This window comes from Ravibacter arvi (genome assembly GCF_039540405.1).
Classification (GTDB): domain Bacteria; phylum Bacteroidota; class Bacteroidia; order Cytophagales; family Spirosomataceae; genus Ravibacter; species Ravibacter arvi.
On sequence record NZ_BAABEY010000001.1, the window covers coordinates 226,792 to 238,690 of the forward strand.

The following is an 11,899-nucleotide window of genomic DNA, read 5'->3' on the forward strand; positions in this document are numbered from 1 at the left end:
TGCTTTCGAGAGCCGCTAATTGAGAGAGTGGTAGAGTTTTCCAAATGGTGCAGGAAGTTAGGGAAGCCGATAAGTGTTTCCCAAACTTAGTTAAGAAACATAAAATCTCCAACCTGGAGCGTACGGTCAATATTGTGCATTTACTTACGGGTTCATAAAAAAAGTAGCTGCGGCAATACCGCAGCTACTTTATCGACCGGAGGCAAATTAATTTTTCTCCTGGCTACCAACAGCTGCGGGACTTCCTGCAGGCGCGGCGCTCGGGCTTTTGGAAAACTCTCCGGCTTTGACAATAACCATTTTATTCAAGTCAATGAATTTATTCACCGCTGCTTTGATTTGAGCAGGTGTGAGCGCCTGAACTTTCTTCTCGAAATCTTCATCCCAGGCCAGGGTCCTCTTCAGGTACAGATTGTTGCTCAGCGTGTTGCTCAAGGCGTTGTCCTGGGCTCTTGAAACCTGGCGGGATTGGAGGTAGCCCGTTTTTGCACTTGAAACCTCTTCTTCGGTAAAGCCGCCTTTGAGGGCCCGCTCGATTTCTTCTTTAAAGGCCTGTTCCAGCTTCGTTACGTTTTGCGGGGCATAAATTGCGTAAGCCAGGAAATTACCGCTTTTATCCAGGGGCGAGGCAGAAAACTGGGAGCCTACGCCATAACTGAGACCGTCTTTTACACGAATCCTCGATGCCAGCCTCGAATTCAGAACGCCCCCGCCCAGAATAAAATTACCCAGAACCATGGCCGGGTAATCGGGGTCATTGTCCTGGATAGCAATTGGAAGGCCGGCCATGAACATCGCATTTGCTTTGTCCGGCGTTTCTATAGATTCGTTTGACGCTTTCGGGGCTTCAAACCTGGATACCAGTCTTTTAAACGTTTTGGGGCTTTTCCAGTTGCCGAAGGCGTCGGTCAGCAATTTTTCAACCGGCTCTTTGTCGAAATCTCCGACGATTGCGATAGTCGCGTTAGAGGCGCCATAGAAATCCTTGTAAAACTGCTTTACTTCTGCCACAGTTACTTTTTTCACATCTTCAAGGTCTTCGTCGAAGGAACCGACATACCTGGGATCGCCTTTTTTATAAGGGGAGGTTTTACGACGGAACTCGGTCACCGCAATGGCCTGCGGTTCTCCGCGCTGTGATTCGATACCGGCTATTTGTTCCTGGCGCAATTTTTCCAGCTCTGATTCTTCAAAACTGGGGTTTTTCAGGATGTCGGCAACCACTTTGATTACTCCGGGCAGGCTTTCTTTAACCGTCTCTATCGAAACGACTACCTGGTTGGCGCCGCCTCCTACCGATACTGCTGCTTTTAGTTTGTCAAGCTCGTCTTTTATCTGCTGCCGGGTTCTGCTGGTTGTACCTTTGTTCAGCAAATCCGCAGTAAACGACGGGATTGCCCCTTTGTTTTGCAGGCTTTGCTCGTCTCCGAACCGGAAGGTCATTTGAGCCGACACTACGTTGCCCATGGTTTTTTTCGGCAATAAAGCCAGCTCAAGCCCTCCCGGGTTGCTTACTTTGGTCGTCCGTTTCTCTATATTGGCCGGGGACGGGTCAAACGCTTCTCCCTGGGAAACCTGCGCTTCTCCTTTGTAGTCTTTCAGGAGCGCCGCGATGTCAGGGCGCGCCGGTACCTCGGTCCTGGATGGGCTGGCTTCGGGTATGAATACGCCGACTGTGCGGTTAGACGGCTTGAAATACGTTTTGGCTACCCGCATCACATCGTCCGCAGTTACCTTACGAATCTGGTCCCGGTAGAGAAAAGCGAGTCGCCAGTCCCCGAAAGCGATAAATTCGCTGATACCTGTCCCAACGCGTTCGGCATTCCGGAATTGCAGATCCCAGTTTTTGAGAATAGTCGTTTTGGCCCGCTCAATATCTTCTGCCGAAGGTGTAGCGTTAGCGACTGAATCGAGGGTTGCGAGAAAGGCATTTTTAGCTTCGTCAAGCGATTTTTCCTTCAATAATTCGACTCCGAACAAAGCATAGCCGGGATCGTACAGCTGGAACGAGAGGCCGAACTGTGAGGAAGCTTTCTGGGTTCCTACCAGGTTTTTGTACAGCTTACCATAAGGCTCAGCCGTAAGCAATTCTGCCAGCACCTCGGTCGGGGCGTAGTCGCTGTGGGCGCCCGGCGCAATGTGGTAGGCGGCCATCACCATCTGTACATCTCCAACGCGCTTCACTTCTACAAACCGCTCGCCGTCCTGGATAGGTTCGGTAGTATAGGTTTGCGGCAGCACACGCTCAGGCTTGGGGATTACGCCAAAATACTGGCTGACCAACCCGAGGGTTTTGGCTTCATCGATTTGCCCGGCAACCATCAGTACGGCGTTGTCGGGTTGATAATACTTTTTATAGAAAGCCTGCAGGTTTTCTATGGGCACCCGCTCGATATCGGAACGATTGCCTATAGTCGATTTGCCATAGTTGTGCCAGGAATAGGCCATGTCCGCCACGCGCTGCATGAGCACACGGAAGGGGCTGTTTTCGCCGGCTTCAAACTCGTTGCGTACTACGCTGAATTCACTTTCCAGGTCTTTTTTGGCAATATAGGAGTTAATCATACGGTCGGCTTCCAGGTCGAGGGCCCATTTTAGGTTGTTTTCCGTGGCTGAAAAGGTCTCGTAATAGTTGGTCCGGTCATACCAGGTGGTGCCGTTCGGCCGCGCGCCATGCTCGGTGAGCTCCTGCATAATGTTCGGGTGTTTGGGTGTGCCCTTAAACACCATGTGCTCCAGCAGGTGGGCCATACCGGCTTCACCATACCCCTCATGCCTCGAGCCGACGAGGTAAGTGATATTTACCGTAATGGTGGGCTTGGACGGATCGGGGAAAAGCAGGACCCGAAGGCCGTTTTCCAGCTTGTATTCGGTGATTCCTTCAACAGATGTGACCTTCGTTATGCCTTTGGGCAGGTTTTGGGCAAATGAGCCGGCCAGCGCGATGATGGCCAGGAAGGAGGTTAATGTGGCTTTCTTAGAGAATGAGAATCTCACGTTCATATAATCAGTAGATGGTTGTTTGATGAATGGCACACGCGAAAAAAAGTAAATGTAGATAATTTGCAGGATAAGATATGAAAAAAATGATGAACGGAGTGACTGAAGTACAATTGTTGGGAATGATTGTGGCAATGGTCGTATCTTCACGGCTCAGAACTTCCTGAAGAAATCAAAATAAAAATTTATGACAGATTCTCCTTTGATATCAGGCGTGCAGCAGGTGGGGATCGGGTGCAGGGACGTAGATGCAACCTGGAAATGGTACAGACAGCTATTAGGGTTTGATGTGGCGCTTTTTGACGACAGCGCAGAGGCCAAATATATGATTCGCTATACCGGCGGAAAAGTCCATAGCCGGAGGGCTTTACTGGCGCTGAACATGTCGGGCGGCGGAGGGCTGGAAATCTGGCAATTTAAAAGCCGTGAATCGGCGCCGATGCCGTTCCAACCCGTACCTGGCGACCTGGGAATTTATGCCATCAAGTTTAAATCCGCTTATGTGGACCGCTCGCATAGCTGGTTGCAAAAAAAGGCCGGTAGCGCAGTTTCGAAGCTTGTGCAGCTGCCGGGCGGGAAGGGTTTTTGGGGAGTGGATCCATTCGGGAACAATTTCCAGGTGGTGGAAGACAACAGCTGGTTCAAGGAGGATGCACGCCCGGTAGGCGGGGTGTTGGGCGCGGTGATCGGGGTGTCCGACATGGAGGCCTCCTTGAAATTTTACCGCACTTTGCTTGGCAACCTTGAAGTGGAATACGACGAGACAGGCCACTTTGATGACCTGCCCGACGGCGCCGCATCGCGGCGTTTCCGGCGGGTAGTATTAACAAAAAAGGAAACGCCTCACGGCGCCTTCAGCCATCTCCTGGGAAATATCAGGCTGGAGCTGCTGCAGGACCTGGAACGAAACCCGGGAAAGCTGTTTGCGGACCGTTTTTGGGGGGACTGCGGCTATATTCACCTTTGCTTTGACACCCTGGATATGAACCGCCTGAAAGAGGTGCTGGAAAACAGTGGATACCCCTTTACCGTTGACAGTGGTGAGTCTTTCGGTATGGAATCAGCGGCAGGGCGCTTTGCTTACGTGGAAGACCCGGATGGAACCCTGATTGAGCTGGTTGAAACCCATAAACTACCGGTGCTGAAAAAGATAGGCTGGTACCTTGATCTCAGGAAACGCAAACACCAGCGGCCGCTTCCCAACTGGATGCTCGGCCTGATGGGGCTCGGGCGCGTGAAAGACTGATAAACACCCAGACGTCCGCCGGCTTTTTTCAAGGCCGGCGGCCCCCCCTCATCCCTCATCCCTCAAACCTCACCCCTGATCCCCCAAACCTCACCCCCTCCTGAACTGGTTCCCCAGCCACGCCAGCGCCGGCATCGCTATAAAAAAGATAATTCCCCAGTAAAACGAGGTGAGGCTTCCGAGAATGATCGCCAGTATTCCGATGATCAGGGGATAGGTATACATCAGGGCTCCGAAAAGAACAGAGTCGAAAAATACCGTATTTTCCGTTTTCGCCAGGATGCGTTTATAGTACAGCCTGTAGAGCGGCCGGTGCAGGGCTCTTCCGAACGCTCCGGCCAGGGAAAGCAGCGGCTGCGACCCTCTTTGCGGAAGATGTCTTTTTAATGCGTCAGGGTCCGGCACGCCCGTTTCCGTTTCCAGAATAGTACCTTTCATTCGTTCGGTCAGGAGGAGATTGAAGGCCCGGAGCCATTTTTCCTGCTGGGCGGGGTCCTCCCGGATGGTATCGATCCGGATAGGCTCGCCGAAATGAACCCAGGCGTCCTTGTTGGCGCCCCTGTAGTGTTCGTAAGTAAGGCCAGTCGGCACGACTTCCATAGCGGGCTGCGGGTTTTCCCCGAACCAGGTTTGCCAGGCGAGACGACCGGTTCCTTTTGCGAGCGGACGAAGATTCCATTCATTTGCCGCAACACCCTCCGAGAAAATAACGATACAAGCGTTCTCCCGGAACATCTGCCGCACCTGCCGGAAAGATTCATCGTTCTTTTTCAGGTGCTCCCTTCCTCCTTCAGTACCTCTGTAGGCGGGGATCAGGTTAATGCGCCGTAGCCACCTGGCCACCGCTGGCTTGCGGAATACGTCGGCCCGGGTGAACGTATGAATAGGTTGTGAGAGGTAAATACCCAGCACTACAGCGTCAAAAAAGGAACCGGAGTGATTGGATGCGAGTAGGAGAGGGCGGTCGGACGGCGTGTTTCGGAGATTGGTGACCCGCACATTTTTTAAAAAAAGCCTGATTGCCAGCCGGCAAAGAAAGCGAGAATATAAGTAGAACAAAACTTTTGTTGTATTTTTATAGAGTGCTAAAGTAACGCAAATTGTTGAATTTCCGATGGCCGGCTGATGCAGATTTACAGGCCGGTTCAGGCACAGAAAAACAATTGTCAATATTACTTTTATTGCTTTGAAACTGAAAATTCTGTCATGGTTGGTTGCGGTGGTCTTCGGATTGCTGGTCGGGTGTAACAAGTCGGTTGACCTTCCGGAAGAAATTGACCGGGAGCTGGCTACCATACCGGAGGAGATAGACTATACGCTGCATGTAAAGCCAATTTTGTCCGACCGGTGCTTTGCGTGTCACGGGCCGGATCAGAACAAAAGACAAGGTGGGTTGAGGCTGGATGTTTCGGAAGTAGCCTTCGGGAAAAATGAAGAGAGCGGACTGACCGCTATTGTCCCGGGGAATTCTGTTAAAAGTGAGCTGGTGGCGAGAATCCTGACCGACGACCCGGAGAAAATGATGCCCACGCCGGAGTCTCACCTGACGCTTAGCGCCCAGGAAAAAGCGATTCTCATACGGTGGATTGAACAGGGGGCCGTCTACAAACCGCACTGGGCTTTTGTAAAAGTTCAGGAACCTGAAATCCCGGAAAACCGGGATAAATCCTGGGCAAAGAACGACCTCGACCGGTTTATTCTGGCCGGCATGGAGAAAGCGGGTCTGAAGCCTGCACCAGAGGCTGACAAGACTACCCTTCTGCGACGCGTGTATCTCGACCTTACCGGCCTGCCGCCGTCAGTAGAAGAAGTGGATGCATTTTTAGCAGACGCAAGTCCGGAGGCCTATGAAAAAGTAGTTGATAGGTTACTGGCGTCAAAGCACTATGGAGAGCACCGGGCTGTTCCCTGGCTGGACCTGGCCCGCTATGCGGATACGCACGGCTACCAGGACGACGGTCCGAGGACGATGTGGCCTTACCGCGACTGGGTGATCAGGGCGTTTAATGAAAATATGCCTTTCGACCGTTTTGTGACCTGGCAGCTCGCAGGTGATCTTTTGCCGAACCCGGACCGTGAGATGATGCTCGCTACCGCTTTCAATCGTAACCATCAGCAAAGCCAGGAAGGGGGAATTGTACCGGAAGAGTACCGGAACGAGTATGTATCGGACCGGGTGAACACGTTTGGTGCGGCTTTTCTGGGCCTGACAACCGAATGTGCGCGCTGTCATGATCATAAGTATGACCCGTTCAGCCAGAAGGACTACTTTTCGCTTTATGCCTTCTTTAACAACAATAATGAAAACGGACAGATTCCCTATAACGGCGAAGCCAGCCCTACAATTGTAATGCCCTCCCCGGAAGCCGAGGTCCACCTGCGGCGCCTCACGCAGGCCAAGCTCGATGCTGCAATCATCCGGAATGAAACGCGAAGGACGGCGGGAGCGGTTTTTGAAAAGTGGCTGAAAGAAATACCGAGGCAAAAAGACTCGCTGATTTCCATGTCGGATAAGCTCGTGGGGTATTACCGTTTCGACGATACCACCGGAAGGGTGTTGCTGAACACCGCCCTGATGAAGGATACAGCGCGGGTAGAAGGCGAGGACAGCCTGGCCAGGGCGTCGATCAGGAAGGGGAAATTCGGTAGTTCACGGTACATATTCGGCGAAAACGCCATCAACTTCCCGAAACCGGTCGGGTGGTATGAACGGAATGAGCCTTTTACGGTCAGCATCTGGCTGAAGCTCCACAGCGATCAGACTGTCGGATCCCTGATCCACAAATCGAACGGTGTTTTTAATGGGTACCGCGGTTGGAATGTATTCAGAGAGGCAGACGGTACTTTCAGGTTCACACTCAGCAACGTATGGCCGGAGAACTCGATTGAGCTGGCTTCGGAAGAAAAGGTTCCTTTAAACCAGTGGGTCCACCTGGTGGTATCGTACGATGGATTAAGCAGGGCGAGCGGCGCCAGGATGTACCTCAACGGGCAGGAAATGAAGGTCTACCGGATGAACGACCATTTGAACCAGAGCCTTTTGTACGGGAAAAAGCAATCCAACTGGGGGGAGAGCACCATGCGGATCGGCCGGCTGGCCGACCAGTATACCAAGGACTTCGAGGTTGACGAGCTTCGGATTTATTCCCGGCGTCTCAATCCTTTGGAAGTAAAATCATTGTACACGCAGAAGGACGAAGTGCTTTGGGCAGTGCGGAATAATACACCGGAAACCAGGGAGCAGCTTTATACTTATTTCCTCGATAACTACCATCCGCGTTATCGTGCAGCGCTTGACAGCGCCCGGGCGGCAATCGGCAAAGAAACCCAAATCCTTGACCAGCAGCCCGATGTAATGGTCATGAAAGAACGCAAGTATCCGCGGAAGACTTTCCTTTTGAAGCGCGGTGTTTATGATGCGCCTGACTATGAAGTGAAGGCCGAAACGCCCGAACAATTGTTCCCGATGCCTGCTGATTTGCCCAAAAACCGGCTCGGGCTTGCGCAATGGCTGCTGCACCCCGACAACCCGCTTTTTGTACGCGTAACAGTCAATCGCTTTTGGCAAAATACATTCGGGCGCGGACTGGTGAGAACGACAGCTGATTTCGGGAACCAGGGCGAGCTGCCTTCGCACCCGGAGCTTCTCGACTGGCTCTCGGTCTGGTTCAGAAAATCGGGATGGGATGTGAAAGCGCTCGAAAAAATGATGGTGACTTCGGCAACTTACCGGCAGTCATCGGTTGCAGGAGGAAATGAGCTTCAAAAAGATCCGGAAAACAAGCTGTATACGCGTAGCCAGTCGGGTAGAGTGAGTGCAGAGCAGGCCCGGGACAATGCGTTGGCTTCCAGTGGATTGCTGGTTCGGTCCGTAGGCGGACCCGGTGTATATCCCTATCAGCCTGACGGTATCTGGGAAGCCCTTGCCACGCGTAACGCCGTGAAATATGTGCGCAGCACCGGCGACAGCCTCTACCGGAGAAGCATGTACACTTATTGGAAGCGGAGCGCACCGCCGCCTATGATGCTGAACTTTGATGCTTCGGAAAGGCACTTTTGCAGTGTCAAGCGACAAAAAACAAGTACCCCGCTCCAGGCGCTGGTCACGCTGAATGACCCGCAGTTTGTAGAAGCTGCCAGGATGCTCGCACAGAAAGCAATGGAGGCAAATCCTGCAGGGACCGATGCCGTGCTGCAGTATTTTTTCAAGAGTGTAGTGAGCAGGAAAGCCACGAATGCTGAACTGGATGTCCTCCGGAGGCTCTACCAGGAGGAGGAGGCTGATTTCAGGGCCAATCCGCTTAAATGCAAGGCGCTGCTTGCAGTCGGTGACGCCGGGCTGAACAAAAAGCTTTCTGCCCCGCAACTGGCTGCCTACAGTGTGGTGGCGAGTACCGTCATGAATTTTGATGAGGTTTTGATCAAGCGATAGCGGTTATTAACGCGTTTTTCTAACTTGCGGCCCGAAATCAAATGTGCCGGTCAGTGGCAAGATTATGAGTGAGCATTACAAGCCCTTTGTGGTGGGGATTACTGGCGGAAGTGCGTCCGGTAAGACTTTTTTTATGGAAAAGCTGATAGAAGCGCTGCCGGAGAAAGGAGTCTGCCGCATTTCTCAGGATGACTATTACAAGCCCATTCACCTGATTCCCAAGGATATCAACGGGGTCGAAAATTTTGACCTGCCCGAGACGATTGATTACGAACTGTTTGCAGCGCATATTGCCGCCCTGAAAAGGGGAGAGGCGGTAGAGCAGAAGGAATATACCTTTAACAAGCCCGGGGCCGTTGCGAAAATAATCCGGTTGGAACCCAGGCCTGTTATCATCGTAGAAGGATTGTTTATCTATTATTACCCGGAAGTCGCCCGACAGATTGATCTCAAGATTTTTGTGGATGCCAAGGAGCATGTCAAAATTAAAAGAAGGATCGTAAGGGACAACGATCTTCGGGGCTATGATCTTGCGGACGTGCTCTACCGTTGGGAAAACCACGTGGCGCCGACTTACGATATGTTTATTAAACCCCTGCGTGCAGTGGCTGATATTGTCGTGAATAACAACACCAGCTTTAATGCTGCACTGGATGTCGTTTCAGCGTACATTACTCAGAAAATTAACCAAGGGGAGGGGCGTAATATTGATTGAAGTGAAGGTCCTTCATCCCGACCGCAGCGGAGGGATCTCCCGGTCCCCGTACCCGGTCCCTTTCAGAGGATTTTTTATAGCAACAGGAGATCCTTCGACTCCACTACGTTCCGCTCAGGATGACCCTTCGGCAGATGCGCTACCATTGACCACAACAGGTTTGGCGCCGCTCCCCCCGGAGGGTCATCCCGACCGCAGCCGAGGGATCTCCCGGTCCTCGGACCCAATCCTTTAAATAGGATTTTTCTAACAACAGGAGATCCTTCGGCTCCACTACGTTCCGCTCAGGATGACCCTCCGGCAGATGCGCTATTATTGACAACACTAAGGAGGGGCGCGCCGACCGGACGGTCATCCCGAGCGCAGCCGAGGGATCTCCCGGTCCTCGTACCCAATCCTTTAAATAGGATTTTTCTAACAACAGGAGATCCTTCGGCTCCACTACGTTCCGCTCAGGATGACCATCCGGAAGATGCGCTACTATTGATAATACTACGGATGGGCGCGCCGTCCGGACGGTCATTCCGAGCGGAGCCGAGGAATCTCCCGCTCCCCGGGCTCAATCCTTTAAATGGGGTTTTTCTAACAACAGGAGATCCTTCGACTCCACTACGTTCCGCTCAGGATGACCCTCCGGCAGACGCGCTATTATTGACAATACTACGGATGGGCGCGCCGTCCGGACGGTCATTCCGAGCGGAGCCGAGGAATCTCCCGGTCCCCGTACCCAATCCTTTAAATAGGATTTTTCTAACAACAGGAGATCCTTCGACTCCACTACGTTCCGCTCAGGATGACCCTTCGGCAGATGCGCTACTATTGATAATACTACGGATGGCCGCGCCGTCCGGACGGTTATTCCGAGCGGAGCCGAGGGATCTCCCGCTCCCCGTACCCAATCCCTTTCAGAGGACTTTTTTATAGCAACAGGAGATCCTTCGACTCCGCTGCGCTCCGCTTCAGGATGACCGTCCGGGCGGTAGCCTCCGGCTACTATTGACTTCCACTAACAACATCTATTTGTCATTTCTATTCCAAGGTGTTTTGGTAAAAAACTTCTTTCCAGGAATGACCGGCGGCAGGCGACAATGGCGTTTTACCTACTTCGTTTTGTATTGCTCGATGATGCGGAAGAGTGCTTTCTGTTTCTCAAGATCGGGAAAGAATTCATACAACTGAATATGCGCATCGTAGTCGAGCGTGAGCGCGATTTCCAGGTGGAGCAGGGCTTCCCGGTATTCACCTGTCTGGATCAGGTAGGCTGCGGCACGATAATACAGGTCGGCTTCGTCCGGCATGTCGTCGATGGCGGCCTGGATCAGCTCGAGCGCACGGCCATGATTTCCCTGCTCAAAAAGGGCATAGGACCATTTCAACCATACCTCGGGATTGGAGGGTTCAATTTCAACTGACTTTTCAAAGGCTTCTAATGATGACGCCATGTTGCCCAGCTTGAATTCCATTTCGGCAAGCGCCAGCCAATAGTCCGGGTTTAATTCCGAAACATTTATTGCACGGCGGATAAAACCTACGGCTTCGTACCAGCGACCCATTTCACCCATACAAATGCCAAGGCCAAACCAGCCGTCATCCCACTGTTCATCGAGCTTAACAGCTTTCCGGTAGTAGTCGATTGCATTTTCCAGTTTGCCCAGCTTTTCGTAGCAGGTGCCGAGACAGCAATAGGTCTCCGGCTGCGGCCCTTCGGCTTCGATTACTTTAAGATAATTGGGAACAGCCAGGTCAAATGCCTGCATGTTCATATAAGAGTTCCCCAGGTTGAAATAGGCCGAAGCAAAATCCTCTTTAATCAGCGTGGCGTACTCATAGGCATGGACCGCGTCTTCGTACTTTTCCAGTTTGCTGAAAGCGATCCCGAGGTTGTACCAGGCGAGGTAGGAAAACGGGTCCCGGTCCACAAGTTCCTGGTAGTAGTCAAGATGGGTTTCCAGCTTTCCGACCAGGTCCAGGCAGTGGGCCAGCTCATAAAGAGCGGGCTCGTTGTTGAGGTTGATGGCTACCGATTTTTTGTAGAATTCGATCGCCTCTTCATATTTTTCCCAATTTTGATAGGCTTGTCCCAATTGGTAAAAAACTTCATCCAGATCGGCGGAGCTGTTCAGAAGTTCTCTGAGAATCGAGACAGCCGATTCGTATTCGCCCATCAGGTTAAAAATCGTGGCCTGGGTGAGCAGGGTATCGGTGTCGCCGGGGTGGAATAGCGATGCCCGCTCCAGTATTTCAATTGCGGCATCAAAGTCGTTCCTGTTGGCAAGCAGATTGGCTTTGCCATGCATTAATGTCAAAGAATAGGGGTATTCTTCAAGACCTATCTCACAAACCTTGAACGCTTTTATTAAATCTTCTTTATTCAGGTAATGTTCCAGCGCTTTTTCGTAAACGTCCAGCTCAAAGAATGATTTTTCATTCGTTTGGATCATTCTTTCAAAACGTCGGAATGTCTCTTTTAAAAAATCTTTACGTTCGTCAAACTCCTGACTCATTT

General features: G+C 51.9%; 8 protein-coding genes. 3 read left to right on the forward strand and 5 right to left on the reverse strand.

The annotated features are described in order from the left end of the window. Positions 1-207 precede the first annotated feature (207 nt). Complete coding sequence (locus ABD852_RS00915; protein ID WP_345026105.1) at positions 208-3,003, reverse strand: M16 family metallopeptidase; 2,796 nt, start codon at positions 3,001-3,003, stop codon at positions 208-210. A 184-nt stretch (positions 3,004-3,187) separates the two neighbouring features. Here ABD852_RS00915 and ABD852_RS00920 point away from each other — a divergent pair, with 184 nt between their 5' ends. Beyond that, positions 3,188-4,246, forward strand: a complete 1,059-nt coding sequence (locus ABD852_RS00920) for a VOC family protein (RefSeq protein WP_345026106.1) — start codon at positions 3,188-3,190, stop codon at positions 4,244-4,246. Positions 4,247-4,336: 90 nt separating this feature from the next. Here the strand turns inward: ABD852_RS00920 and ABD852_RS00925 are convergent, their stop codons facing one another. Further along, positions 4,337-5,245 carry a 1-acyl-sn-glycerol-3-phosphate acyltransferase gene (locus ABD852_RS00925; RefSeq protein WP_345026107.1) on the reverse strand — a complete coding sequence of 303 codons (909 nt, stop codon included), beginning with the start codon at positions 5,243-5,245 and terminating at the stop codon, positions 4,337-4,339. A 187-nt stretch (positions 5,246-5,432) separates the two neighbouring features. Here ABD852_RS00925 and ABD852_RS00930 point away from each other — a divergent pair, with 187 nt between their 5' ends. Further along, positions 5,433-8,678, forward strand: a complete 3,246-nt coding sequence (locus ABD852_RS00930) for a DUF1553 domain-containing protein (RefSeq protein WP_345026108.1) — start codon at positions 5,433-5,435, stop codon at positions 8,676-8,678. 64 nt (positions 8,679-8,742) lie between these two features. Continuing rightward, on the forward strand, positions 8,743-9,393 hold the full coding sequence (locus tag ABD852_RS00935; RefSeq protein WP_345026109.1) for a uridine kinase family protein: 651 nt from the start codon (positions 8,743-8,745) through the stop codon (positions 9,391-9,393). A gap of 139 nt (positions 9,394-9,532) precedes the next feature. On the opposite strand, the gene ABD852_RS00940 is transcribed toward ABD852_RS00935, so the two are convergent. From ABD852_RS00940 to ABD852_RS00950, 3 genes are all read right to left on the reverse strand, one after another. Beyond that, positions 9,533-9,916, reverse strand: a complete 384-nt coding sequence (locus ABD852_RS00940) for a hypothetical protein (RefSeq protein ID WP_345026110.1) — start codon at positions 9,914-9,916, stop codon at positions 9,533-9,535. A 36-nt stretch (positions 9,917-9,952) separates the two neighbouring features. Beyond that, the gene (locus ABD852_RS00945; RefSeq protein WP_345026111.1) at positions 9,953-10,171 is read right to left on the reverse strand and encodes a hypothetical protein; all 219 of its coding nucleotides are present in this window, start codon (positions 10,169-10,171) and stop codon (positions 9,953-9,955) included. A gap of 322 nt (positions 10,172-10,493) precedes the next feature. Beyond that, positions 10,494-11,897, reverse strand: a complete 1,404-nt coding sequence (locus ABD852_RS00950; protein WP_345026112.1) for a tetratricopeptide repeat protein — start codon at positions 11,895-11,897, stop codon at positions 10,494-10,496. Between the last annotated feature and the right edge of the window lie 2 nt (positions 11,898-11,899).

Coding starts and splice junctions, on each gene's coding strand:
- ABD852_RS00950 (WP_345026112.1), bottom strand. CDS start 11,897: ATGAGTCAGGAGTTTGACGAACGTAAAGATTTTTTAAAAGAGACATTC.
- ABD852_RS00935 (WP_345026109.1), top strand. CDS start 8,743: ATGAGTGAGCATTACAAGCCCTTTGTGGTGGGGATTACTGGCGGAAGT.
- ABD852_RS00920 (WP_345026106.1), top strand. CDS start 3,188: ATGACAGATTCTCCTTTGATATCAGGCGTGCAGCAGGTGGGGATCGGG.
- ABD852_RS00940 (WP_345026110.1), bottom strand. CDS start 9,916: ATGACCGTCCGGACGGCGCGCCCATCCGTAGTATTATCAATAGTAGCG.
- ABD852_RS00915 (WP_345026105.1), bottom strand. CDS start 3,003: ATGAACGTGAGATTCTCATTCTCTAAGAAAGCCACATTAACCTCCTTC.